At 44.2% G+C, this 24,417-nt stretch carries 25 protein-coding genes; 7 read left to right on the forward strand and 18 right to left on the reverse strand.

The features are described from left to right. Nucleotides 1-129: 129 nt before the first annotated feature. From KSZ58_RS04145 to KSZ58_RS04155, 3 genes are read right to left on the reverse strand one after another with little or no spacing between them, the layout of a single operon-like run. Nucleotides 130-336 (reverse strand): hypothetical protein, encoded by a 207-nt coding sequence (locus tag KSZ58_RS04145; protein WP_040014084.1) that lies wholly within the window; start codon nt 334-336, stop codon nt 130-132. A gap of 32 nt (nt 337-368) precedes the next feature. Continuing rightward, nucleotides 369-1,331: a type I phosphomannose isomerase catalytic subunit gene (locus KSZ58_RS04150; protein WP_008818707.1), complete on the reverse strand. Its 963-nt coding sequence runs from the start codon at nt 1,329-1,331 to the stop codon at nt 369-371. Between the two features lies 1 nt (nt 1,332). Further along, nucleotides 1,333-2,133, reverse strand: coding sequence for a Cof-type HAD-IIB family hydrolase (locus KSZ58_RS04155; protein WP_009270503.1), 801 nt, complete (start codon nt 2,131-2,133; stop codon nt 1,333-1,335). 296 nt (nt 2,134-2,429) lie between these two features. Here KSZ58_RS04155 and KSZ58_RS04160 point away from each other — a divergent pair, with 296 nt between their 5' ends. Further along, nucleotides 2,430-3,209 (forward strand): HAD family hydrolase, encoded by a 780-nt coding sequence (locus tag KSZ58_RS04160; protein ID WP_002607776.1) that lies wholly within the window; start codon nt 2,430-2,432, stop codon nt 3,207-3,209. Between the two features lie 17 nt (nt 3,210-3,226). Further along, the gene (locus tag KSZ58_RS04165) at nt 3,227-4,006 is read left to right on the forward strand and encodes an HAD family hydrolase (RefSeq protein WP_009270504.1); all 780 of its coding nucleotides are present in this window, start codon (nt 3,227-3,229) and stop codon (nt 4,004-4,006) included. Between the two features lie 350 nt (nt 4,007-4,356). On the opposite strand, the gene KSZ58_RS04170 is transcribed toward KSZ58_RS04165, so the two are convergent. The 9 genes from KSZ58_RS04170 to KSZ58_RS04210 all read right to left on the reverse strand — a co-directional run bounded on the left by KSZ58_RS04170 (nt 4,357) and on the right by KSZ58_RS04210 (nt 13,034). Continuing rightward, the gene (locus KSZ58_RS04170; protein ID WP_002607779.1) at nt 4,357-5,280 is read right to left on the reverse strand and encodes a patatin family protein; all 924 of its coding nucleotides are present in this window, start codon (nt 5,278-5,280) and stop codon (nt 4,357-4,359) included. Between the two features lie 201 nt (nt 5,281-5,481). Further along, a complete protein-coding gene (locus KSZ58_RS04175) occupies nt 5,482-5,784 on the reverse strand; it encodes a hypothetical protein (RefSeq protein WP_002607780.1) in 303 nt (100 codons plus the stop codon). Nucleotides 5,785-6,401: 617 nt separating this feature from the next. After that, on the reverse strand, nt 6,402-7,226 hold the full coding sequence (locus KSZ58_RS04180) for a PTS system mannose/fructose/sorbose family transporter subunit IID (RefSeq protein WP_002607781.1): 825 nt from the start codon (nt 7,224-7,226) through the stop codon (nt 6,402-6,404). Then, complete coding sequence (locus tag KSZ58_RS04185) at nt 7,210-7,992, reverse strand: PTS sugar transporter subunit IIC (RefSeq protein ID WP_002607782.1); 783 nt, start codon at nt 7,990-7,992, stop codon at nt 7,210-7,212. Before KSZ58_RS04185 ends, KSZ58_RS04180 begins: the two co-directional genes overlap by 17 nt. Nucleotides 7,993-8,014: 22 nt before the next feature. Beyond that, nucleotides 8,015-8,485 (reverse strand): PTS sugar transporter subunit IIB, encoded by a 471-nt coding sequence (locus KSZ58_RS04190; protein ID WP_002607783.1) that lies wholly within the window; start codon nt 8,483-8,485, stop codon nt 8,015-8,017. A gap of 3 nt (nt 8,486-8,488) precedes the next feature. Continuing rightward, nucleotides 8,489-9,229, reverse strand: a complete 741-nt coding sequence (locus tag KSZ58_RS04195; protein ID WP_009270506.1) for a BtpA/SgcQ family protein — start codon at nt 9,227-9,229, stop codon at nt 8,489-8,491. Nucleotides 9,230-9,391: 162 nt separating this feature from the next. Further along, on the reverse strand, nt 9,392-9,802 hold the full coding sequence (locus tag KSZ58_RS04200; protein WP_009270507.1) for a PTS sugar transporter subunit IIA: 411 nt from the start codon (nt 9,800-9,802) through the stop codon (nt 9,392-9,394). Then, entirely contained in the window at nt 9,771-9,974 is a 204-nt protein-coding gene (locus tag KSZ58_RS04205) for a hypothetical protein (protein WP_217752618.1), read from the reverse strand. The genes KSZ58_RS04200 and KSZ58_RS04205 overlap by 32 nt, the downstream gene beginning before the upstream one ends. A 345-nt stretch (nt 9,975-10,319) precedes the next feature. Then, nucleotides 10,320-13,034: a sigma 54-interacting transcriptional regulator gene (locus tag KSZ58_RS04210; protein WP_009270508.1), complete on the reverse strand. Its 2,715-nt coding sequence runs from the start codon at nt 13,032-13,034 to the stop codon at nt 10,320-10,322. A 135-nt stretch (nt 13,035-13,169) separates the two neighbouring features. On the opposite strand from KSZ58_RS04210, the gene KSZ58_RS04215 reads away from it, so the two are divergent. Beyond that, the gene (locus tag KSZ58_RS04215; protein WP_009270509.1) at nt 13,170-14,387 is read left to right on the forward strand and encodes an RNA polymerase sigma-54 factor; all 1,218 of its coding nucleotides are present in this window, start codon (nt 13,170-13,172) and stop codon (nt 14,385-14,387) included. A gap of 41 nt (nt 14,388-14,428) precedes the next feature. Next, the gene (locus KSZ58_RS04220; protein ID WP_217752619.1) at nt 14,429-15,655 is read left to right on the forward strand and encodes an EAL domain-containing protein; all 1,227 of its coding nucleotides are present in this window, start codon (nt 14,429-14,431) and stop codon (nt 15,653-15,655) included. A 257-nt stretch (nt 15,656-15,912) separates the two neighbouring features. Here KSZ58_RS04220 and KSZ58_RS04225 read toward each other — a convergent pair whose 3' ends face one another. The 6 genes from KSZ58_RS04225 to KSZ58_RS04250 form a co-directional block, all read right to left on the reverse strand. Then, nucleotides 15,913-16,515, reverse strand: a complete 603-nt coding sequence (locus KSZ58_RS04225) for a GNAT family N-acetyltransferase (RefSeq protein ID WP_009270511.1) — start codon at nt 16,513-16,515, stop codon at nt 15,913-15,915. A gap of 120 nt (nt 16,516-16,635) precedes the next feature. Then, the gene (locus KSZ58_RS04230; RefSeq protein WP_008728976.1) at nt 16,636-17,367 is read right to left on the reverse strand and encodes a GntR family transcriptional regulator; all 732 of its coding nucleotides are present in this window, start codon (nt 17,365-17,367) and stop codon (nt 16,636-16,638) included. A gap of 43 nt (nt 17,368-17,410) precedes the next feature. Continuing rightward, complete coding sequence (locus KSZ58_RS04235; protein ID WP_002607791.1) at nt 17,411-19,150, reverse strand: class I mannose-6-phosphate isomerase; 1,740 nt, start codon at nt 19,148-19,150, stop codon at nt 17,411-17,413. Between the two features lie 2 nt (nt 19,151-19,152). Beyond that, the gene (locus tag KSZ58_RS04240) at nt 19,153-19,707 is read right to left on the reverse strand and encodes a glucose-6-phosphate isomerase family protein (RefSeq protein WP_002607792.1); all 555 of its coding nucleotides are present in this window, start codon (nt 19,705-19,707) and stop codon (nt 19,153-19,155) included. Continuing rightward, complete coding sequence (locus KSZ58_RS04245) at nt 19,704-20,480, reverse strand: glucose-6-phosphate isomerase family protein (protein ID WP_009270513.1); 777 nt, start codon at nt 20,478-20,480, stop codon at nt 19,704-19,706. The genes KSZ58_RS04240 and KSZ58_RS04245 overlap by 4 nt, the downstream gene beginning before the upstream one ends. A gap of 167 nt (nt 20,481-20,647) precedes the next feature. After that, the gene (locus tag KSZ58_RS04250) at nt 20,648-21,406 is read right to left on the reverse strand and encodes a GntR family transcriptional regulator (protein WP_008818691.1); all 759 of its coding nucleotides are present in this window, start codon (nt 21,404-21,406) and stop codon (nt 20,648-20,650) included. Nucleotides 21,407-21,513: 107 nt separating this feature from the next. Here KSZ58_RS04250 and deoC point away from each other — a divergent pair, with 107 nt between their 5' ends. From deoC to KSZ58_RS04265, 3 genes are all read left to right on the forward strand, one after another. Then, the gene (deoC, locus tag KSZ58_RS04255; RefSeq protein WP_009270514.1) at nt 21,514-22,215 is read left to right on the forward strand and encodes a deoxyribose-phosphate aldolase; all 702 of its coding nucleotides are present in this window, start codon (nt 21,514-21,516) and stop codon (nt 22,213-22,215) included. Next, a complete protein-coding gene (locus KSZ58_RS04260; protein ID WP_217752620.1) occupies nt 22,212-23,081 on the forward strand; it encodes a sugar nucleotide-binding protein in 870 nt (289 codons plus the stop codon). Before deoC ends, KSZ58_RS04260 begins: the two co-directional genes overlap by 4 nt. 455 nt (nt 23,082-23,536) lie before the next feature. Next, the gene (locus KSZ58_RS04265; RefSeq protein WP_009270516.1) at nt 23,537-24,412 is read left to right on the forward strand and encodes a beta-1,6-N-acetylglucosaminyltransferase; all 876 of its coding nucleotides are present in this window, start codon (nt 23,537-23,539) and stop codon (nt 24,410-24,412) included. The last annotated feature ends 5 nt before the right edge of the window (nt 24,413-24,417 follow it).

Below are 24,417 nucleotides of genomic sequence, written 5' to 3' on the forward strand. Positions count from 1 at the left end.
TAATCTCTGGTACATTTAGAAATATGACGCTGGAAAGGATAGACCGGGGCAGCATCCGCACTCAGTCGGTGTATAGGTAACGACAGAAAAAAGAAGCAATTCCCTATGCATGCCAGAGACTTTATTTCTTCATAATACAGCTTCTTCCATTCCCATAATCACACAAAACACATTGTATTCATCTATAAAGAAAGTACCTATAGCTTCAACCTGACCGCCAAAGTCAGACCTCTCTATAGGTACTTTTTTCATATTGCCTTTTTGGGAATGAGTCGAGAAGGAAAACGCAATCAACGCCTGTCGGTTGAGAGAATCTGCCTTACTTACATTTCCCACGATTATTTTCTGTTTTACGGATTACTCCTTGCTTATACCTTGGAAAGGATGAAGCGGCAGCTTCCCTTGATGGTCACCTTGCCCGTATTTGCACTGGCGAATACAGAATCTCCCTTGCGGATGCTCAGCATGGTATCATCACTTTCGATACTGCCCTCACCATCCACAATGACAAAGGACGCAAAGCTTTCCTCGTCCACCTTCACACTGCACTCTGTTTTCACATCATACACATAGGTTGTGAAATATTCGCAGGTAGCCATCATGGCACACTTGTAGGTACCGTAATCCTTCTCTTCACCAATCGGTTTGAAATCACTTTCCAGCGGTGTCAGATTGGAAACATCAATAGCCTTCTCAATGTGCAGCTCTCTCGGCTTTCCATCCTTACCTACGCGTCCGAAGTCATACACGCGATAGGTCGTATTGGAATTCTGCTGAATTTCACAGATTACAATTCCTTCACCGATTGCATGAATGGTTCCCGATTCAATGAAGAACACATCTCCCTTGTGTACCGGCACCTTCTTCAATACATCCAGAATGGTGTTGTCTTCAATGCGTGCCCGGAATTCATCCTTTGTAATTTCCTTATTCGTTCCATAATACAGACTGGCACCCTCTTCGGCATCCAGAATATACCACATCTCTGTTTTCCCATATTCCTTTTCCACACGCAGCGCATACTCATTGTCCGGGTGAACCTGTATGGACAGATTGCCTTTTGCATCGATAAATTTGATCAGAATCGGGAAAAATTCAAATGCGTTTCCTTTGGTGCCAAGTGCATCCTTTCCCAGCTTTTCCACATACTCACTCAGTGTCAGTCCCTTGTACTCTCCACTGTCCACAATACTCTGTCCGTCCTTGTGTGTGGATAACTCCCAGCTCTCTGCCACAATATCAAGATCGGTTTTCTTGTTGTAGTTTTCCTTTAATTTCGTTCCACCCCACAAATAATCCTTAAATGCAGGGAGCAGTCTTACCAATGCCATACTAAATTACCTCCAATTTCTTCAGGGCCTTATAAATCCCCTCTTCTTTTACGGTTCCGGTGACCATGCTTGCCACTGCGTCCAGTTTTGGATCATGCTTTCGCATCGCGACACCGTGCACCACACCAGCGAGCAGCTCTACATCGTTATCCCCATCTCCAAACGCGATCGTCGCGTCCATGGGAATGTGAAAATAATCGATGATCGCTCTGGCTCCTACTCCCTTGTGTATCGTCTTCTTTGCGATGTCAAAGGTATTGCAATTGCGGTGATAGGAACACAGATACGTTTTTTCCAGCTCTGCGCCGCTTGTTTCCAGCTGTTTTCGATTTGGGAATGTCAGTGTGATTTTTCCAATCCTGCCCCTGACATCCTCAAAGCTGCGGTATTTGACGAAGTTATCTTCCGGTATCTTAAAATTATCCATAAAATGCAGATATTCCGACTCTTTCAGATCCTTTACATAACAGAATTTCGTTCCCTCCAGTATATAATTGATAGATAAGCTATCCATATACTGAAGCAGAGACAGCAGTTCCTCATCAGAAAAAACATCGTTGTGGATTACCTTACCATGCACAGTTACATGCGCACCATTGCTTGTCACATAACCATCCAGATGCAGATCCTTCGCTCCGTTTGGAATATAGCTCAATGCTCTTCCGGTTGCCAGCACACACAGGTATCCCAAATCCTGCAGACGGCTGATCGCAGCTTTTGTCAACTGCGTAGGAACATAGATTTCATCTCTTTCATCTACCAGCGTTCCGTCATAATCGTACAATACGAGTCCTTTTACCATAATCATCCTCCGTACAGTTTAATTATAGGAGAAACAGGTTAGGATTGCAAACAGGAATCTCGACATTTCTGAAAGAAGAGGGGTTTGTTTGAGGGGAAACATGATGATCGCAGGACATGTTGTAAACTATGTTATATGAATGCTTTGTGTATGAAAACATTCGAATCTGTTTTCCTTACATTGTGACTGTTGCATAAGACTTAATGGATTTCGTATTCTAGACTGTCCCTCGTGAATTTACTAGACATTATAAAAAAATCCCTTACAATAAAGGTTGAATAGCTGGGAGGATTTATATGAACATAAAAGCAGTATTTTTTGACATTGACGGTACCTTTTACGACCATACGACCAATCGTGTGCTGCCATCCACAAAGGAAGCAGTACGAAAGCTGAAGGAACAGGGCATCAAGGTCGCCCTATGCAGTGGAAGACCCCTGCAGCTGGCAGCTGAATTACCGGTATTCGATGAATTCTGCTGGGATGGATTCATCGGTGGGAGCGGTATTAGTGTGTATGATGAAAACAGAGAGCTGATTTGGGAAAATGCATTTACAGAAGACCAGCTGAAAAAGCTGTTTGCGATAGCAGAGAAGCACGAGCTCCCCTTGTATGTGAATGGGGAGAAAACCTTTCTGACAAGACCACTGCCTGCCAAGAAAGAATTTGTTCTGGATCTGTTTCATTTGGGCGTACCGGAAATACGAAGCTGGAATCATGAACGCGTGGATGTGCTGAGCATTTTTGAAAACCGTGATTATGACTTCCGTATGTTTCAAACGGTGGAAAACATCAGAATGCAGCCGTCCTGTGACTACATCATGGATATTTTGAAAAAAGATACCTGCAAGGCGACCGGCATCAAACAGCTGATGGCTTACTGGGGGCTGGAAAATGAAGCATATATGGCGTTTGGTGACAGTATGAATGACTGTGAAATGCTGCAGGAGGCTGCCGTTGGTGTTGCCATGGGGAATGCCATGGATGCCGTAAAGGCCTATGCCGATCATATCTGCGGCAGCAGCGATACACCTGCTATCCATGACACCCTGCAGGCTTACGGACTCATTCACTAAAACAGGAGGCACAGGCTATGAAAATAAACGCTGTATTTTTTGATATCGACGGTACATTTTTCGATCATGTGAGCGGTATGGTGCTTCCGGAAACACTGACAGCCGTAAAAAAGCTAAGAGAAAACGGCTATAAGGTCTGTTTGTGCAGCGGCCGTGCCAAGGAAATGGCAGAGCAGCTGGGTGTTTTACAAATGACTGCATGGGATGGCTATGTCGGCGGTGCCGGAGTAAGTGTCTACAACGAACGTATGGAGCTGATCAGCGAGCATGCCTTTACCAGAGAACAGACGGCACGTATATTTGAGCTTGGCAGGCAGTATGATATCTGTATTCAGTCGCATGGAACGTATGAATTCATGACGAAGCCGCTGAATCCGTATGCCCGGCAAACCTTTGCGGAATTTCACTGCAAGGTTCCCGAGGTACGGGACTGGCACGATGAGCCTCTGGTCGCCATCAGCGCATATGAGAAAAAAAGCTTTGACTGGAGTATGTTCGATGAAATTGAAGGTATTGAGCTGCAGCATCCCAATGACACCTGCGTAGACTTCATGCAATGCGGCATCAATAAAGCGACCGGGATTCGGGAGCTGATGGACTTCTGGGGTTTTCCACATGATTCCTACATGGCGTTCGGTGATTCTTTGAACGATATGGAAATGATACAGGAGGCAGCGTATGGCATTGTTATGGGAAATGGAAAGGATGCCTTGAAGCCGTATGCCGATCTGGTCATCGGACCCAGCAGCGAAGCGGTCATTTATCAGATCCTGAAGGAGCTTCACATGATTGATTAGGATGAGGGAACTGTATTTTCAATTCTACAATGCGGATAGAAAATCTGTATTCAAAGACAATATATGAAGAAAATCAGAGCTGTCAATGAAGGCTCTGATTTTTGTTTTTTATCAAAGAGAGAGACATCTGTTACAGGGTCTGCATATACGTGGTAAAGCCAAGGATCAGCACATTGAAGAATCCATGGAGTATAGCAAATCGTGTAAATAGAGAAATGATCCGGCAGCTTGATAATAAGTGCTGTAAACACTCCTCCAATCAGGAAGCTGGTAATCAGCTGCAGCCTGCAGAAAAGTAACGATATGGAAAGCATTTTCCCTATTGAATACAGGTCTTTTTCATGCAGGATTCAAATACTTCCATCCTGCTGCAAATAGCGGCGGATGTCCTGAATCTGCCGTCTGGTGTCATAATACCCCATCCAGTACAGACTGCCCAGCTTCTCCAAATCCGGCTCCAGTCTTCCCACTGTAACCGGCTGTGAAGGTGCGATGACATAGACACGTTTTTGCTCCTGCAGAATTTCCAGCGCCTCGCATTGCCGATTATAATTGGCATCCATTTCCTCCAGCGCTTTCATAAATTTCGGGTACGGTCTGTAGATCGTCTTTCCCAATGGCAGCTTTCGGGTGATACTGTCCGTTTTCTTACGATAGGACAGCGGTCGCGTCCGCACGACGATAATTTTTTTATAGCCCTCCCGCAAAGCCCAGTCAAAGGGAATTTTATCACTGCAGCCTCCGTCCAGATACGGATAGCCCTCCATCCATACCATTTTGGAAATAAACGGCATAGAGGCTGATGCCTGCACCGCCTGAAAGATATCGCGGCAGTGATCCTTTTCAAAATATGCCGGCTCTGCTGTTTCACAGTTGGTCGCAACAGCAATAAAGCGGCGGTCAAATTGAAAAAAACGTTTCTTATCAAACGGGTATTCCTGATCTGCCTGATGAAAGGCAAATGCAAAGCCAATCAGACCTTCCCCGTTTTGCAGTGCTTTTCTTCCCACATACCGCTTGTCATGGCGGTATTTCAAATTCATGCGGATTGATCTGCCAATCTGACCGGATACGTAATTCAATCCATTCATGGCTCCTGCGGATACACCGATCGTACAGCGCAGATTGATGTTTTCCAGCATGAGAGCATCCAACACGCCCTCACCATACAGTCCGCGAAATGCACCGCCCTCCAGAACAATGCAGCCTTCCTGTACCATTGTGGATGCATTCCCGTGCGGCAGCTGATGAAAGCCGGAATATATTTTGTTCATTCCATCACCTCTCACATTCCAATAATGAAGCAACTGCGTATCATGGCATTGGCACGGCTCATGGTTACAGTCATTCATTCGTTGGAATTTTACGTAAGCAATACTAGCACAACTCTATCCCATAGTCAAACGATAGGAAATGAAAAACCGAAAGCATCATCACCTTCGGTTCATTTCTAAAATAAATATCAAACAGAGAGCTTACAAAGCTGCCTTGTTTAATCGGAATACGGACACGAACATTTCATCATACAGGAGAATATGCTCTCCCATTCTTCCTGCGCTGACCACCTCATCACGCAGAATGCGAAGTCCCGGCTTTACTCTGATCATCAACTCTGTAATTTCCTCAATGGTCTTCTGTTTTTTGCTGTGAAAAACCAGCTCTTCTCTACCGATTTCCAGAAAAGCCTGATATAGTTCTTCCGGATAATCGCCAAGCCAAACATTTGGATAGTGCATGAGCATGTGCCATGCATCATCAATCTTGATTTCTTCTTCCATATCTCACTCTCCTTGCTATATTGTATTATAGAGTAGAGAAAATATACAGAAGAAGGCTAAGGTAAATTCTGGAATATGCTTATATACTTTGTCGCGCATTCCTCATAAATATAATTCTGTACAGCCGATACTTATGTGTACAGAATTAGGAATAAATTAAATAAATGCAATTTTAATGGGATAAGCTCACAGTTCTGCCGCTGTCCCTGGGATAATACATGCGTCACATGGTTACCCGTTATATCCCTAGATAATGCAAGGTAGCTTACAGCTTTTTCATTCATGGACCAGTGCTTGTTTCATATTGAAATAGATACTCTTTATGTTTATTACCTGTGTATGCCGCTACTGGTCCATTATATCTTATATACAATTCTTCACCTTAATACTAATATCCCTGCTTTGATGGTTTCAACCTGCATCCGCAAGTATCACAGACTTTTTTAATTCCTGTTAAGCATTTAAACGGTGAGCTCATTTAATTCATACGCATAATTCAGCTTATCTTTTGTCCTGGATGAGCCTTGATTCTTATATTGTCCATAAATATTGCTTCTGATTTTTAAAATTCAAGGGAGATATTCATCATAATTTAGCCTTAATTTATGAAATACAGCCTATACGATACCAAAGAATGCTAATGCGATACTTAATGCAAATACACTAAGTAGAATCGTTGTTGTTTTTATTTTCTTTCCCAATAAGAAGTACATAATACCGAACATTGCCAAAGGTAATAAGCCTGGCATAATCTGATCAAGATAAGTCTGAAGCGGCTGTGCAAATTTACCACTACCTACCATTATTGGAAGTTGAAAGCTTACCAGTGAAGCTGTCATACATCCGATAACCATCAGACCTACAGCAGAAGCAATATAAGTAACATTATCCATGATACCTGAATTCAAAAACTGTTTAAAGAAATTAGTACCTAACTCATATCCTTTAAACAAGCATATATATCTTAAAGGAATGGTTGGTATATTAACGATTAGAAGGAATAATAATGGACCCAGAATACTGCCATTAGCAGAGAAAGAAATAGCAATACCTGCAGCGATGATACGTAAGGTACCCCAGATCAAAGAATCACCGATACCTGCTATAGGACCCATCAAGGAGGCTCGAACAGCACTGATCGAGGTTTCATCAAAGTCAGGGTTATTTGCATTTTCTTCTTCCATGGCTGTTAGAATTCCATATAATAATGTTGATAAATGTGGAGTAATCGCCATAAATTCCACATGTCTCTGTAATGCGCGGGCACGTTTTTCCGGATCATCCGCATACAGTTTCCCTACAACTCTTGACATCGTATAGGCAGACCCTAAGTTTTGCTGTCGCTCAAAATTCCAGACAGCATCCTGTCTCCAAGACCTCCAGAAAACTCCCATCAAATCTTTTCGATCTAATTTTTTAACATCACTAGAATTCGTTTTCATCACTTAATACCTCCTCTGAAATCTTATTATTATTTGTTTGTTTAATCGTCAAAATAACACCTACAATAACACATGCCATCAATGCTACGCCGAATACCGGTATTTCCAGATATGCCGATAACAGGAAGCCACCAAAGAAGAAAGCAGCGACATCTTTACTGATAATCATTCTAACTAACATGGCGAACCCGATTGCAGGAATAATGCCCGTAGCAATCTCCAATCCATGATTTATGAATGGCGGAATAGCAGCCACGATATCTTTAATTAACGGAGCACCTAAGTAGTAAGAAACAGCTATAATTGCAGATAAGGAAACAATTTCAAAAATCCATCCAATCGTCTCTGTTCTTTCAACACCGCGAGCATCTCCTGCAGCAGCACATTTATCTGCATGACCACAGAATACAGGGGAAGTAATAAGCACTCTGAGTCCAGTTTTAATCATCAGTACCAAAGTAGCAACCGGCACTGCTAAAGCCACCGCAGCACTTGGTTCTCCACCACTGTTAATAACGAAGCTTGTCCCAATAATAGCACCTGATACCATTTCCGGAGGACAGCTTGCTCCTACCGGGAATGCTCCCAACCAGATAAGCTCCAAGGTAGCTCCTGTCATGATTCCAGTTCTGATATCCCCCAAAACCAAACCAACTAGCGGAGCCATAACGATCGGCCTGTTCCACATGGTACTGCCCACTCCATCATGAGCGAAGCCAAAAGCAGCTACCAATGTAATCAATAATGTTTGTACTAATAAATCCATCTTTTCTTACCCTTTCCTTTCATTAAATAAGTGTCATTACATCTTGCTTTGAATCATCCGGAACCATACGAACTTCCAACTCAATACCTTTATCATTCAGTTTTTTCAGCAATTCAATCTCTTCATCATTGACAGAAAGTGCTTTGGAAATCTGACGTTTTCCTGCTTCATTTTTAATGCCGCCCAGATTGATTGAAGTAATTTTGTCATAACCAAAAGCTAATCTGGATACATCTTCAATGTTTTCACAAAGTATCATTAGATTATATTTGTCTGTAACTCCGGCATTTAAAGCTTTGATAGAGTCATCTATGCTTTTCATGACCAATTTCACGCCATTAGGCTTTGACAATCTTAAAGCTGTCATTCTTAATTCATCTTTAACAACAGCATCACTGGCAATTAAAATGCAGTCAGTACTGATACTTTTTGTCCAGGTAAACACAACCTGTCCATGTAATAATCTATGGTCTACACGAACTAATACAATCATATCTTATTCTCCCTTTACTAAAGCATCTCTTACAGCAATCAATTTCTGTACATTCTTTTCATCGACAGTTCCTGTCGCAATATGAGTATCTTTGACCCAGCTTCCAACAATACCGCCATCTGCTACTGCAAATTGCTTGGTACAGTTTTCAGCTGTCAAGCCGGCACCTACGATTAACGGGAAATCGCCGATAATATCTCTGAATTCCTGAATTTTTTTCATGCTGGTTTCCTGACCGGTTTCATCCTGTGAAACCGCAATTGCATCACAGCGTGTCATAGCAGTTTTCAAATCTTCTTCCAGGCTTTTTCCGGATAAGTATGGTGTATGTTTAAAACGAACACCGCCGATGATATATCCGGAATATCTTGAACGATATAGTTTGATGAATTCTGCAAAGCTGATGTCTTCACGCTCAATTAAATTACCTGCAATAGCGTCAATCTGCACAAAGTGTGCTTCATATTTAATAGCTAATTCAAATGTCAAAGTGTTCTGGTATAAGCAATTAACTCCATAAATGTGATCTTTATAGTTTTCCTGAAGATATTCTAAAACCGGAATCATATGATGATAGGTTCCAAAATAGTTTTCTACTAATACCGCATCAGCACCATTGTTGTAATACGTATCGATTTCCTGCTTAGCTATTTCAAATACTTCTTCATCTGTATTTCCTTTAAGATGTAACATTCCGATAATAGGTTTTTTCCAATTAAAAGCTTCTAAAAAATTTTTATTCATTTTATTTGTCCTCCTTTTAAAGTTCTTTTATGTTGCTACATGTGTTATTACAGAATAATAAGTTTAACATCCTTTACAATGATATTTAGGCAACTATCTTGTAAAGCTTCACAATTATCCCGTAGCCAGAAATTCTTTTTTCATGTCTCTCTCCTTCCTTTCCTAAAAATCTTCTTCTTCCTGTTTATCTATGCTCTTTCTACAGGTGATTCCTGTTTTAGCCTCATCCATAATATGTGCCATACGCTTCTCACTGACATCATCATGATCGCTCAGCAATACACTCAGCACCAGATTCAAATTCATACCCGACAGAACCGTTACATCGCCAAAGGCTGTCAGCTGCGATAAAGCCGTATGCACACTGCCTCCCAGAATATCAGCCAGTATGATCCATGCATCCCTGCTGTTTTCTATCTTCAAACGAAGCTGATCTGCATAATCCTGCGGATTCTGACCCGGATACAGGCAGAACACTTCCACACCCTTTGTAAGATCACCAATGATCATGGATGCGGAATGCAGCATACCCTTTGCCAGCTCACCATGTGATGCCAGAATTATGTTTGCCATATCTCTCATCTCCCTTCACTTTCTTACGTAGCAAAAAGCGTGCCAACTTAGCCTGCTCCATATAAAAAAACAAAATAACTGCTGCTTTCTGCAATTTTTCTTTCCAATCTCCCCTATAAGCTCTCTCAATATGATTCTTTTTGTGAGCTATAGCACATGAGTTTCTTTTCAAAATGTATATGTATCGACGCTATCCCGCTTTTTATCGACGCTAATCCAACAGGGAAGTGCTGTTATATAAAAAAACTCCATCATGCACACACTTTCCACCCCGGATACTGCAAACGCTCGATACCGATCGTGCATGTGAGTACCGTCTATGCTTCTGTGAAATATGCACATAAGCAGCTTCTCCTACATTTCATTATTTATAAATCGAAAGCCGTCGTATAAAGAGTGCTTTTTATGTCATGCTTTCCTGTATTATCAGGCTACTATGCGCTCTGGCTTTCGAATATCATCCTATATATAAAATGAAAGCCTTTAACACAGGGTATTCCTCCCGATATAAAGGCTTTCAATAACCGTCATCATGTTCCACATAATTGAATATATACCCGATTTCCTCAACCGGAATTTCCACACCGTAATACTCCTCCACGACACTGAATGCATGCTTCACACACTGAATGAAGGCAGCTTCCTGCTGTGCAAAATCCTCGATATCTGTAAAAATATCAATTTCTCTTCTTGTCACTAGGCGTTCAATCAGACAGCATATATGCACATACAGTCCGAAGCAGGTATTGTTGGTAAAGCGCAGTCCCAGCTCCAGCTGCAGCTTGTCAATCGCATCCGCAACATGCTCCAGAAGCTTGTTTGGATTGAGAATCGTCAGATTGTTCATAATATTTGACAAAGAAAAATTCTTCAGTATGTTTTGCTGGAAGGTCTTCATCTCCTCCTCCCGCATATAGTCCCGGAAATAGATGTTCAATGCATCCATTGTATCATTGATAATCAGGTCCTCGATCGGAATGAAACGGATTCCCTCAATATTGGGATTCAGCGTGCCTACAATGCAGATAACCTCATACGTGTCGAAAAAGGCGTCGTGCATCTGCTTCTCCAGCAAAGTATTATAATCATAGGTCAAAACCTGAATCGGAAAGTTATGCGGCAGGGAATCCGTCAGAATTGTTTTCAGCTTCTCTGCCGTACCGATCCCGCTGGCACAGGAGCATAAAATCACCTGCTCCTTTCTGCGATGCTCTACGATATGATAATGATATGCACTGTAGGTCTGCACGGCATCAAATATCTCCTGCATGCCGGTTCCCTGAATCATACCGTTTCCAATCTCAAGTGCCAGCTTGGTTGTCACATTGTTCATAATACCGATATTGGCATTCTGATTTTCTATCCCCTTATACAGGTCCTCCAAAGAGCCCATGTCCACCAATAGAAACAGTTCCTCAAAACGACCGATTTTGCTAAGATATCGGTTCAGACGCTCAATGATTTCCTGTGTCGTGACATGCAGCGGCATATCGATGGAATCAAAGACATAACGCCCCAGAAATTTGTTCACGGCATCCGCAAGAGAACTGGCGGTGGAAAAGCCATGTGCGATGATGATACCGATCCGCTTGTTCAAATCCTGCATACGATTCAGCAGCTTCAGGTGCAGGCACAAAATCACCGAAATCATATCCTCAAATTTCAAATCCAGGTTATTTTCAAGATGCTCACGGATTTCCCCTGCAATCGCATATTCTCTGGCAAGCTTCTGCTTCAGAAATTTCTGCAGAGCTGCCATCTGCTTGCGGTTCGCCTCCTGCCAGTTGCCAAGCTCCAGTGTATTCTGCATACAATCCGCAATACATGCCGTAATGGCGATCAGGTCATTGTTCACATACTTGAAGCCATAGCGCAGAGACAGCATATCGAAGATATTCGAAACAATCCCCTGAACATACTCATTTCCCGATAATGCTGCACTGCTTCGCAGCATCGTGGTCTCCTGATAGGAATGCATCGCTTTCCCTGCTTCATCAAGACAGACAGGAAACTCATGCGGTGCCTGAAATGCCGCAAGGATATGCTCCAGCAGCTGAATGATGGGGCGCTCCTTCGATACAAAGCTTTTCAGTTCATGAACAGGAATCATACGCTGACTTTCTCTGGACACCGATTTCCCGCTATCCTTTCTTTCCCGCAGCTTCTCCGGAAGATTGAATGCACGGATTTCCAGAATACTGCTTTTTTGATCGGATGCAAATAATGCATTTACACAGCTTGCCTGTATCGCATTCTTTAATTCTCCGATGTTTCCTTCGCATTCACAGCTTAACAGCAGACGGTATACAAGCGATGATATATGAATCGACTTATGAATACGCTTTTCCTCATCCTGAAATATGGAATGAATCAGCTGCAGCCGCTCGTGAGAGCCGCGCTCCGCAAGGGATGGGACAGTGACAATCATTGGAATCCTTCGCAGCAGTGTTTTTAAAAGGACCTCCTGCGGCTTCTCCGTAGTCGCAAATATCAGACGGACACTGGATGTATACCATTTTTCATTATCGCCAACCATATGATAGATGCCTTTATCCATAAACAGAAACAGCTTTTCCTGGCATTCCGCCTTCAGACAATGCACCTCATCCAAAAACAGAACACCGCCCTCTGCCAGCTTGATCAAACCGGGATTATCCCTGTCAGCTCCGGTAAACGCCCCTTTTTTGTGACCAAACAGGTTGGCAGTCAGCAGCTCCGGATTGTTCGCATATTCACTGCAGTTTACAATCAGAAAATTTCTATCCTCCGCTATCAGTCCCTGATTTATTGCATACTCATACATAAGCTGCGCCAGAAAGCTTTTTCCGGTTCCTGTCGGTCCATACAGCAGAAGTGGAAGACCGGAGGGCGGATAGGATATCGTCGCCTTACACTGATTTACCAGCGAAGCCAGACTTTCATCATAGCCAATCAGCTTCTCAAAATCCTGCGGCTGATGCGGCTGCAGCGCTTTTTGAAATTCCTCAAGGGAAATGAATTCACGCTGATGCAGTGAAACACCATACATATCCTCTATCGTATCCCCGTCATAAAAAACGACCGGTCTGGTATTGATTTTAAGCAGACGTCCTTCGGCAAACAGCTGATTGAGATACTGTGAAACCATATTGCGGCTCAGCTGCAGCTGTTCACTGATATACAGCGAGTTCCCCTGATCGCTCAATTCAAGCTTTGTAGCCTCCACCACATAGGCATATACCTTTTCCAACATACTGTTACCAACTCCCTTTCCTTATGATAAGTGTATAGGGCAAAGATTTGAAAGTCAATGTGGAAACTTATGGAAACGTGCAAATGTTGGCACGCTTTTTGCTAGGTTATAAAAAAGAGTGATAGAGGTGATGATATGACACAATTCCTGCAGCAGAATCAGACCATGAAGCAGACACACATCCTGACACACAAGAATCAGCAGGCATTAAAGATTTTGAAGATGGACAGCCGGGAATTGCTGGAGCTGATTTCCGAATGTGTACAGCAGAATCCGTTTCTTGATTTCCATCCCAGTGCACAGGGTGACGATTATCTTTTGCAAAATGCGATACAACGACCGTCCTTACAGGAGGATCTGTATATGCAGCTGCACACGCTGCGTGAGCCCTATGATGAAGCTATCTGCGCCTATCTGATTGAATCGCTGGATGAACACGGCTTTTTAAGCGGCTCTGTTTCCACATATTGTGAGGACCTGCAAATTGATGAGGAGACATTGCTGAGTCAGCTTCGCATCCTGCAGAGTTTTGAGCCCTGTGGAATTGCGGCACGCAGTATTCGCGAAGCCCTGATTCTGCAATGCAGGAAAACCCGTAATACCATGGGAGAACAAATCCTTTCAGAATATGCACAGGAGCTTGCTGAGGGTGATTTAGCGGCAATCGCAGGAGGGATGCAGCTGAGCGTCAGGGAGGTAAAGGAGGTCATTGCTTCCCTGCGCACCTGTAATCCGGATCCCTGTGCAGCGTACGCAAAAGAACACGTGGAGACGATATTGCCAGAGGTAGAAAACTGTGTACAGGACCAGCAGCTTCAAATCGTACCCATGCGCTATGGCGCTACGCTTGTGCAGGAGCAGTATGTGCAGGCAATCGAACAAAATGAGCAGCTGAAAGCCTATTTCCGTGAGGCGAATCTGCTGTTTGAAACACTGAATCGCAGAAATGCCACGCTGTTACTGATCATGAATGAGCTTGTTAGCATACAGAAGCATCATTTTCTGTTTGGGGATGAGCTGCAATCCTGCACGCTGCAGCAACTGGCAGATCAACTCGGTCTGCATGTTTCAACCGTATCACGAGCCTTACAGCACAAATACTACCTTTTTCACGGGGAATGCTATCCAATCCGCAGCCTGCTGCGTACAGCCACTGCACAGGGTGACAGCAGTGATGCGGTACAGCGGGCAATCACAGAAATCCTGCGCCATGAGGATCCCTCACATCCGTTCTCCGATCAGCAGCTCGTCATCAAGCTGAGGACGATGGATATCAGCGTATCACGCAGGACCGTCACCAAATATCGTAAGCTTCTGCATATTCCAAGCAGTACACACAGAAAGCATACATAAAAAAAGAAAAAGCGGCAACACTTTACAGCAGAGGTGTCGCTATGAAAAAAACAAATACAGGCCATGCACAGGAGCAGCCTTTGAACTGCTGTGTCATGACCATGGGAATCAAGCATGCAGAACAGCTTGTGCTGCTGTTTGGAAAAACGCGGGTGATGCAGCTTATGAATCAGCTTTCTGAACAGGCACAGCACCTGCTTCCCAAAAGAGCGCAGATTGCACAGCTTTTAGATTACCGTCTGCTTTTTCTGCTGCCGTCCTATACACGACTGGATGCGCTGCGTCTGGTATATGATCTGGATGACTGCTGTGATGCAATCGCGCAGCAGCTGTATGCGGCACGGCTTGCTTTATCGTTCGGCATCTGCCTGCCGTATACCTCGGATACCCTGGAGGATGCAATACAGTGTGCGGAATACTGCCGCCTTCATGATCGGGACTGCGAGCGGTTTTCCACATCCTATGCCTTTTATTCCAGACAGGCCAAGGAACAGCTGCATCACCGCTACCAGCTGGAACAAAAAGTTCTAAACGCCCTGCACCGACAGGAATTCGAGCTGTTTCTACAGCCGAAAGTCAATACAAAGACCCGGCAGGTCGTTGGTGCAGAGGCACTGCTTCGCTGGATTCATAACGGCGTCTGTATACCCCTGCAGGAATTTCTTCCTGTCGCAGATCAGAATACCTGCATCCGACTGCTGGACACCTATATGTTTGAACGCGTCTGTCAGCTTCTTGCACAGCGCCATGCACAGGGAGAGCCGCTCCTTCCTATCAGTATTAACGTATCCAAAGCTTCCTTTGAGGACGGACACTACTATCTTGGAGAAATCCTCGATATCTGTAAACGCTATGGTGTTGATCCTTCCTTGCTGGAGCTGGAGCTGCATGAGGATATTCCCTTTGAACATAAAGAGCAGGTACAGATGTTTGTGTTGAGACTGAAGGGGGCTGGACTGCGTTGTTCCCTGGATGATTTTGGAAGCTCCCGCTGCAACCTGCATGTCCTGAGCTGGATCGATGTGGATATGGTAAAGCTGGATCATTCCTTTTTTGCCGGTCCATGGAACAGCCGCCAGCAGATACTCTTACAGCACATCATCCCTATGCTGCACAGGCTTCACATCCCCATACTTGCGGAAGGTGTGGAAACACAGGAGCAGGTACAGTTTCTCACAGACCTGCACTGCACGCTGATTCAGGGCTTTTATTACTCCCCACCGGTTTCTGTTCATCAATTCTTCCAAGAAAATGAAATTATCGAGTAATTCACTGCTGAAAGCACATTCTGGCAATACGCAATAATCCAAAGAACGAAACGGCATCGATTCATGCTATCACATATACAGAGTTGCACATATAAGTATTGGCAATTTCACGGTTTATCCATTTAGACAGGAAAACCACAGAAATGTAAAAAGGAAGCACATGTCTGCCGCTAAGCGTACAGACCCTGCTTCCTTTTATTTAATTGAAATGCATTCAACTCTTACTTGTCAGAATGCTGACCTGTATGTCTCCCTGCTTACAGCTTGTCCAGCTGTTCCCCGATAATCCTCCAGGCGGTCTCATTGTCCTTTGCAAAGGTTTCGGCATTCGCATGAAAATTCACCGGCATACTTCCCATATACGCCGTAAAGCCGAGACGCTGATACATGGAAATTGCTACATAGCTGTTCGTCTGTGTCGTCAGATACAGAGGATGCTCACAATGCAGACTGCTGTACAGCTGAATCGTTTTCAGCATCAATGACTTCGCAAGTCCCTTTCTCTGATGCCGTTCATCAACACCAACCCAGTGCACCCGCATACGGTGCTCTCCGAAATGATATCCCTCCCAGACGGAGGATGTACCTGCAAGCTGTCCGTTTTCATCAACCACCAGAATCATATTCTGCTGAAGCTCCTTTGGTTGAGCTTCGAAGGTTTCTTCAAAATAACGTCTGCCCGCCTCCATGCTATCCAGCTGACCAAGCGATACATGCAATGCAATCCAGGCCTCCTTATAGGAAGGCTCATAGGGGTGAAAGGAATACCCCTGTGCCAGTGGGATATCCGTGATCACCGGTGGCTGTGTCAATACCATCAGCACCGGATAATAGGGAATACGCTTATCTAAGGTTGTCATAGGTTCCTCCATTCTCATACGCTGCATGCGTACGATTCTCGCATGTATAGCGTTATGCATTGACTGCTTTACAAATTATCATCCCTTATCCTGAAAAAAGGATGCGAAGCAATCGCACCCTTATCCAAGCTCAATAGAGTAGGAATAACGCTCTCCCGGATAATAGGAAATCGTATACTCCAGAACGTTGCCTTCATGATCATAGGATACACGTTCTCTAATTAGCAGCGGATCGCCTTTTTTAATATCCAGCTTCTCCGCTTCTTCTTTTCGGGCCGTTATCGCCTTGAAATTCTCACGCGTTTTCACCGGCTTGCGGATATTCAGCTCATCCAGCAGCGCATACATGCTCCCTGTATATTTTTCATCCTCCAGCGGCAGATTTCTGTCTCTGGAAAAATAACTGACAAAATACACAATCGGCACATCATCCCCGGTCCGCACACGATCCAGCCGATACACCAGATCACCCTTTTTGCATCCAAAGATATCCGCCACATGCCGGTCTGCCTTTACAAGCTCGATATGTGCCCAGCGTGTCCCCGGCTGTATACCGCGCTCCAGCATTTCATTTGTGAAGCTTTTGATACCTGCAAGCTGCTCTTCAATTTTATTTTGAAACAGAACTCTGGTTCCCTTGCCGCGGGCACGCTCAACGAGCCCTTCACTCTCCAGCTGTGCGATTGCCTGACGCGCAGTAATTCTGGATACATGAAAGATTTCCTGCAGCTGTGCTTCACTCGGTAAAGAATCACCAGGTGCATATTCCTTTGATAAAATCTTATCCTTGATGATCTTCTTTATCTGTATATATAACGGAACGGCTCCCTTGCCAAAATCCAGCTTTTCCATGAAGTCACCTCCATGTAACTATTATATCATGTATGCGTATATTTTAGGAGTTATTTCTTACGTAAGCCTTCATAATTCCGATTTTGCTGCCGACAGACTCTCCATAAGGACGAATCGTATATTTACCGGTGCTTGCCGGAACAATGAAGGTTTCCGCATAATGGACAACAAACGGTTCGAATTTTCCTTCTTCACTTTCCACAACAGCTTCTCTTCCTTCCACAAGATTCAGCATGTTGACGGTACCGGCGGTATCATGATGGGTGATGGTTTCTGTCCAGTATCTTCTTGTTTCGATGAATTCCAGCTCATGCAGACCTGTGTGTTCTTCCACATAGTCCTCTGTGCGCTTCACCTCATGAATTGCATTTACAAGGTTTTCCTCACACCATTTTGTCGTACGGTCCCACTGAATAACCTCTTTACCATGCTCCACATGTACCGGTCTCGGGCGGCCATCCAGACCAACGCGTCCCCAGTCCCACAGCTTGAAGGTAAAGATATACGGAGTTGCACTGATTTCCAGCACCATCGCCTCACTACCGGAGCAGTGGCAGGTACCGGCAGGAATCAGGAAGTGGTCATGCTTCTTCGCAGGGAACTTATTGATGTATTTCTCTGCATCAAATTCAATTTCCCCTTTGTTTGCACGGCGTAAATCCTCAATCATCTGCTTTTGATCCACACCGTCCTTCAGACCCAGATATACACAGGCACCCTCTCCGGCATCCAGCATATAGTAGCTTTCATCCTGTGTATACTGCATACCAAACTGCTTTTTGATATATTCTGTCAGCGGATGTACCTGCAGACTCAGATTCTGTCCGCCCATGGTGTCCAGGAAGTCAAAACGGATCGGGAATTCCGCACCGAAGCGTGCATAAACCTGATCACCAAGCAGCGGCTTTGGCTGATACAGCACCAGATCCATTGCCGGAATCTCCACGACAGCATCTGCAAATTCCAGATACAGGGAGTTTTCCTCCGGTACACCGTCAAAGCTCCATGCGAAATTGGATTTTTCACGGTCAAGATCACAGACCTCCTTCATCCACTGTCCACCCCATACACCCGGGTCGAAATACGGAACGGTACGGAACGGCTGCTGTGCAATCTGCTTCAATGCATCGCGCAGTGCAGTACCAGGAATCATTTTCGGATCATTTGCCTTATTGGTATCAATCAGCCAGTCGATATCCTCAAACACTGACATCTTGTGCTTATCGGCAATCCGCCATTCAATGAAGAATCCGCGCTTATTCTTACGCAGCGGGTCTTCGTCATAATTGCTGCACTTATAATTTCCCATACCCGCACGATAACGCATCTGAATTTCCCAGCGTGCCATATCGAAATACACCAGCTTATCGCCAGGATGTACCAGTGATGCTCCAAAGCCGTACACGATTACGAGACCATCGGCTTTTTCCACCTGCTGTTTCGCAGCCTCCAACTTCTCCATATCAATAAAATCAGAAACCTCTCCATAATACATCTTGCCGAATACACGGTCATCGGTTAGGATATACTTCAGCTGCTCTGTAATTGTTTTTTCTTCCTTGAATACATCAATCATATTGATCAGCACGGAAGGCTCCAGCTTTTTCAGCTCTGTAAGGATTTCCTCATCCCGTACCCCCGGATACACATCACATGTGATGACATACTTTCCGGATGGGATTTCCTTTTTCAACGTATCCAGAATATTGTTGTAGCCGACAACAGCAGCGTGCTCATGTCCTTTGATTTTTGTTGATGGAAATTTGTTGTAATTGCTTTTCATCTCTAGTCCTCTACTTTCTCAAAACGAAGGGTTCCTTCTTCTTTATATACGCGATATCCAAACGGCTGACGTTCAACTGCGGCATAATCATGGCCTGCATCACATGGCCAGCAGGCACCGATTTTCATCGGCTCCTCACCGGTATTGATCAGCCGGTGTGCAAGATGTCCGTCAATATGGTGAAGAGAGCCGGGATAGGTTTTTTCTGCCCAGGTTGTCCCATCCTCATCCATCAGCATCAGCAATCCTTCTCCGGCAATGCAGAAATAAAATTCCACACATTTCCGGTTTTCATGCCAGTGTCCGCGGGTCATATTGCATTCGCCGTTTACCAGTACGGGATACAATACAGTCAGCCCCCAGTTCAGATTGCCTGCGCGTTTGTCATCCCCCTGTGTATAGTGATATACCTCATACATCAGCGTATCATCCGCAAGTGCAGATTCTGTACGATAGAAGCCTTTCGCATCCTGATACAGCTTGACGGAGGTGTTTACCTCACTGCCTCTGATTACATCCTGAAAATCATGAATGACTTTTGGTTCAATGACGTTCATTTATGAAATTCCTCCCATTCCTTTTCCTTCAGCTGCGGTCTTGATACAAACAGAAAGCGATCCGGGTCTTCAATAAACTGCGTATAGATCGGCTTGCCCGGCTCCAGATCAAATTGCGGATAGTCGTGTGCAGCTATCACGTGCAGCTTTGCATTTTTGTAGGCAGGATTTATTTCCCAGGTAATATTACCAGCCTCTACGACCGGAAAATAGGCAATTCCATGATGGGCACGCACTTCCTCATAATCAAAGCCGAAATCCCGAACACACCATGCACCGAAGGTCAGCGACTTTTCCACATTGGCGTTGATGGTGGCATGCACCCAGCCCGGTGGAACGATGACAACTTCCCCTGCTTTCGCATGGACTGCGTAACAGTTTCCCGCATCGTCCTTTCCATATTCCTGCATATAGATAAAGGCTTCACCGTCCCATATCTCATACACCTCGCAGGTTGAAGACTGGCAGGACGGGGATATTGCGTGAATATGCCCCTGGGAACGAACCGGTTCCTTTCCAAGGGTTCCCTTTGCATAGGTCACAGCACCATACAGCAGATTGCGTTCTGTAATCGCTGTGTGATCCTGCTTTCTTCCTACATCCATAACAATGCTGTAAAGAATTTCAGGACCTGTACAGGATGGATCCTGCAGGGAGGAGCGGATTGCTTCCAGCGTTCTTTTTTCCGGCTTCGGACCAAACACGTCCGGTCCATAGACAAATTCCATATCCTTCTCTCTGCTTTCGATATCAAAGCCAGGATAGAATTCCATATAACCACCTCCTAGTTGTTATATCATTATGTCATTTACACCTGTATTGTATCCTGTTTCCCTTCTTCTGTCAACCGCTAAAAAGAAAAAAAGCAGGCAAAATTTGCATCCCTTTGCATACTGCTCACAATTCATCTGAAAAGAAAAAACCGTCACCTGAATGACAGTTAATTCTCTCTGCGAATCAATCGCATCTTAAACTTATTACGATCTCCGCGGTACTCCGCAATCGAATATTCCACTGGCTCATCCTGCTGTGTATAGGCAACCGTTTCCACATGCATCAGGACGCCGTCCTCCTCCATATTCAGAATCGTACGCTCCCGCTGACCCGCTTTTCTTGCCTCTACAGTACGATCGACATAGGCAACCTCAGTCTGATATTTCTGTGAGAAGATATCATATAAGGAAGACTGTTCGAAATCCTCCAGCTCGATATCCAAAAAGTGCTCATACGGTACAAAGGTATTGACCAGAACCATCTCCTCATGATCTGCATAACGAAGGCGCTGGAGGTGAAATACCCGTTTGCTTTTCGGATAAATCTCCACACACTCCTCCGGCAGCTCAATCACCTCACTGACGATCACTCTGGTGGATGGGGTCAGATGAAGACTGCGCATTTCCTCATCAAAGCTTCCCAGCTTCTGAAAGAAGTAGCCTTCAATTTTCGGACGTGACACAAAGGTCCCCTTTGCTTTATGCCGTGTGATGTAGCCTTCATTGATCAGTTCGGAAAAGGCCTGCCGCACAGTTGGACGCGAAATATCCAGCAGCTCACAGAACTCCGCTTCGGTCGGCAGCTTGTCCCCGGCCTGAAAAATCCCCTGCTTCAGCAGCTCCACCAGCTGTGTCTTCAGCTGAAAATATAAGGGCACCGGTGATGCCTTACTGATTGTAAACTGTTTTGCGATTCGCTCATCCATAATTGTCCGACTCCTTTTCACAATATCTTAATTATAACGGATTGACTTCTGTTTGACAACTTAAGTTCGTAATGTTATAATGTAATTACATTAAAGGAGGGTATTATATGGATATCATCAATACACTAACAGAAAAATCACTCGCCAAATATTTCGATCACACCTTTTTAAAGGCATATGCGACAAGAGCAGACTTTGAAAAGCTATGTAAGGAAGCTAGGGAGCTGGGTACTGCAATGGTCGCAATCAACTCCGCACAGGTACGCGTTTGCAAAGAGCTGCTGAAGGGATGCGATGTGCATGTGGGTGCTGCAATTTCCTTCCCGCTGGGACAGACTGTTTTGGAAATCAAGGTGGAGGAAACAAAAAAAGCAATACAGGATGGATCTGATGAAATTGATTATGTCATCAATATCGGTGAAGCAAAGATGGGACACTGGGACTATATTGAAGAGGAAATGCGTCAGATTACAGAAATCTGTCGTGCGCATAAGGTTATCAGTAAGGTCATCTTTGAAAACTGCTATCTGGAAAAGGAAGAAATTAAAAAGCTGGCGGAAATCGCAAAAAAGGTGAAGCCGGATTATATCAAAACAAGTACAGGCTTTGGAACCGGCGGAGCTACGCTGGAGGATGTTCGTTTGATGAAGGAAACAGTCGGGGATGATGTAAAGGTCAAGGCTGCCGGAGGTGTGCGTGACTGGGAAACCTGCAAGGCTATGATTGAGGCAGGTGCTGAACGAATCGGTACCAGCAGCTCCATTGCTATTCTGGAAGGCTTCCGAAACGAAAGAGGTCAGCAGAAATGAAAACAATGGTGATTACAGGAGGTAACGGATTTATCGCATCTCTGGTAAAAGAGGCTATGCAAAGCACCATGGAGATCATCCCACTTACAAGAAAAGAGCTGGATTTAGGGGAAACTGCTGCTGTTCGCAGCTGGTTTAACACCCATGATTACGATTATGTTTTTCATACCGGAGCTATGGCACAGACAGCGGACTGTGAAAATCATCCGGAGCTGACACACCGCATCAATGTGGACGGTACGAAGGAAATCGCCAAGGTCTGTAAAGAGAAGAATGCCCGCTTGATTTTTATCAGTACCGAGCAATGCTTCAATGGCAAAACTGAGGAGGGACCGTTCACAGAGGATACACCGTTATGCTCGGTTACGGCATACGGCAATCACAAGGCGGAATGCGAAGCCTTTATAACCTCCGTGCTGGAGGACTACATCATACTGCGCTTTTCCTGGATGCTTGGCATGAGTCGTCCGGGAATCAAGGCATCACCGAACATTATTCGTAACGTTATGAATGCCATGTTCTATCAGACACCTGCTAAATTTACGGTGAACGAGATTCGAGGAATGACGTATGCACAAAAGCTGGCGGATGTATTTGATAAAATTATCGAGCTGCCTTCCGGTATCTATCATGTATCCGATACCAACACGCATAACACCTATGAGTCCGCTAAAATCGTAGCACAGAAGCTGGGATTCACACAGGAACAGATCGATGCCTGCATCCTTCCGAATCATGAGCGGTATGCAGATCGCTTCCGGGATTATCGTCTGGATACTCAAAAGCTGAAAGCACATGGAATTGATTTTGGTACCTTTGAAGAAAATGTGGATGCCTGTCTGAAGGATTTCGGCTGGCTGAAATAACACGAAAAAGAATATCCTGTTTTTGTTGACAGGATATTTTTTATCAGCATACATAGAAATATAATCCGTCAAATCAGAATATACCAAAGAGTGCACTTACGAACCGCATAGGTAATCTTATCAGATTGCCTTTTTTTCCATACGATCAAAGCGTTGATTCCATAATCCCCTTCACACTCTTTAGGCGGAAATAAATAGATAACATTTTTTCTATAAACCAGCTTAATGTCTATATATAGATACTATATTATCCGTTTTCATATGATCTAATTCAACCTAATAAAATCAATAGATCAGCATTTTCCCTTCCGAATTTAAACAGCTTTATGCTTAATTACAGCAAATCACTGCCTGCTATACCTTTTCTTCCTACCTTCCAGTTTCTAATGACGATTATCACTACAATTTTCATCTGAAAATGATATAATAGACTGGTAGTATATGGAGGAATGATTATGAAAATAGCATATCTGATGCATTCAGACCGGAAATACGATGAGGTTGTAGAAACGATCAATCAGCTTACCAAACAAGGGGATCACGTTTTTATCATGATAAATGATGATGATCTCAGAGAGCAGGTTCAATTTGTGTACATGGATTATTCCAGAGTACATATTTCCCACACACAGGAATTCGCTCAGGAAGGCGATATGTCAATGGCAAGGGGTACACTGATTCAAATGAAGGAAGCTGTTCAGATAGGCTTTGATTATTATATCAATTTGAATGATGGTATGATGCCGATAAAAACGAGGGAGGAAATTACCGCATTTCTGGAAGAACAGAATGGTAAGGATTTCTATTATGTGGAAACATCTGAGAAAGAGGAGCCTGCGCTGCGTAAAAAGACTTTAAAGTATTATCCCTTCACAAATCTTCTGGCCTTTCCCAGAGGAAAAGCGACACGTGCTATTACCAGAGGCTTTGGAAGCTTACTGTATGCTTTGCACATCCGCAGAACTCTGGATGATGTCATTCAAATTGGCAGTCCCTGGTTTATGCTGACGCATACCAGTGCACAGATCCTTGCAGATAATTTTGACTATTGCTCCACGACATTCAAATTATCCTGGTATGCCGAGGAAATGTATATCCCTATGATGCTGGATAAGTTTGGAAATAAATGTGTTGAGCATGTAAATAATGATTATCGTGTTGTAGGAAACGGAAAATGGGAACGCAGTCAAAACACACGCACAACAACACAGGAGGCGATTGACCGATATCCGGAGGCACTGTTTGCGGGTGCTATTCTCGTAGATGAAGATTTCACTCTATATGAAAAATATTTCGATATATATAATGCTAATTTAGAAACGGAAGAATAACTGAT

The organism is Erysipelatoclostridium sp. DFI.2.3, assembly GCF_019132535.1.
Classification (GTDB): Bacteria; Bacillota_I; Bacilli_A; order Erysipelotrichales; family Erysipelotrichaceae; genus Clostridium_AQ; species Clostridium_AQ innocuum.

Excerpts from the sequence above, each read along its gene's own strand:
- KSZ58_RS04240 (WP_002607792.1), bottom strand. The coding sequence starts at position 19,707 with ATGAACGTCATTGAACCAAAAGTCATTCATGATTTTCAGGATGTAATC.
- KSZ58_RS04260 (WP_217752620.1), top strand. The coding sequence starts at position 22,212 with ATGAAAACAATGGTGATTACAGGAGGTAACGGATTTATCGCATCTCTG.
- KSZ58_RS04235 (WP_002607791.1), bottom strand. The coding sequence starts at position 19,150 with ATGAAAAGCAATTACAACAAATTTCCATCAACAAAAATCAAAGGACAT.
- KSZ58_RS04220 (WP_217752619.1), top strand. The coding sequence starts at position 14,429 with ATGAAAAAAACAAATACAGGCCATGCACAGGAGCAGCCTTTGAACTGC.
- KSZ58_RS04245 (WP_009270513.1), bottom strand. The coding sequence starts at position 20,480 with ATGGAATTCTATCCTGGCTTTGATATCGAAAGCAGAGAGAAGGATATG.
- KSZ58_RS04230 (WP_008728976.1), bottom strand. The coding sequence starts at position 17,367 with ATGGAAAAGCTGGATTTTGGCAAGGGAGCCGTTCCGTTATATATACAG.
- KSZ58_RS04265 (WP_009270516.1), top strand. The coding sequence starts at position 23,537 with ATGAAAATAGCATATCTGATGCATTCAGACCGGAAATACGATGAGGTT.
- KSZ58_RS04195 (WP_009270506.1), bottom strand. The coding sequence starts at position 9,229 with ATGAATAAAAATTTTTTAGAAGCTTTTAATTGGAAAAAACCTATTATC.
- KSZ58_RS04150 (WP_008818707.1), bottom strand. The coding sequence starts at position 1,331 with ATGGCATTGGTAAGACTGCTCCCTGCATTTAAGGATTATTTGTGGGGT.
- KSZ58_RS04175 (WP_002607780.1), bottom strand. The coding sequence starts at position 5,784 with ATGGAAGAAGAAATCAAGATTGATGATGCATGGCACATGCTCATGCAC.
- KSZ58_RS04200 (WP_009270507.1), bottom strand. The coding sequence starts at position 9,802 with ATGGCAAACATAATTCTGGCATCACATGGTGAGCTGGCAAAGGGTATG.
- KSZ58_RS04165 (WP_009270504.1), top strand. The coding sequence starts at position 3,227 with ATGAAAATAAACGCTGTATTTTTTGATATCGACGGTACATTTTTCGAT.
- KSZ58_RS04250 (WP_008818691.1), bottom strand. The coding sequence starts at position 21,406 with ATGGATGAGCGAATCGCAAAACAGTTTACAATCAGTAAGGCATCACCG.
- KSZ58_RS04210 (WP_009270508.1), bottom strand. The coding sequence starts at position 13,034 with ATGTTGGAAAAGGTATATGCCTATGTGGTGGAGGCTACAAAGCTTGAA.
- KSZ58_RS04225 (WP_009270511.1), bottom strand. The coding sequence starts at position 16,515 with ATGACAACCTTAGATAAGCGTATTCCCTATTATCCGGTGCTGATGGTA.
- KSZ58_RS04180 (WP_002607781.1), bottom strand. The coding sequence starts at position 7,226 with ATGAAAACGAATTCTAGTGATGTTAAAAAATTAGATCGAAAAGATTTG.
- KSZ58_RS04170 (WP_002607779.1), bottom strand. The coding sequence starts at position 5,280 with ATGAACAAAATATATTCCGGCTTTCATCAGCTGCCGCACGGGAATGCA.
- KSZ58_RS04160 (WP_002607776.1), top strand. The coding sequence starts at position 2,430 with ATGAACATAAAAGCAGTATTTTTTGACATTGACGGTACCTTTTACGAC.
- KSZ58_RS04155 (WP_009270503.1), bottom strand. The coding sequence starts at position 2,133 with ATGGTAAAAGGACTCGTATTGTACGATTATGACGGAACGCTGGTAGAT.
- KSZ58_RS04215 (WP_009270509.1), top strand. The coding sequence starts at position 13,170 with ATGACACAATTCCTGCAGCAGAATCAGACCATGAAGCAGACACACATC.
- KSZ58_RS04185 (WP_002607782.1), bottom strand. The coding sequence starts at position 7,992 with ATGGATTTATTAGTACAAACATTATTGATTACATTGGTAGCTGCTTTT.
- deoC (WP_009270514.1), top strand. The coding sequence starts at position 21,514 with ATGGATATCATCAATACACTAACAGAAAAATCACTCGCCAAATATTTC.
- KSZ58_RS04190 (WP_002607783.1), bottom strand. The coding sequence starts at position 8,485 with ATGATTGTATTAGTTCGTGTAGACCATAGATTATTACATGGACAGGTT.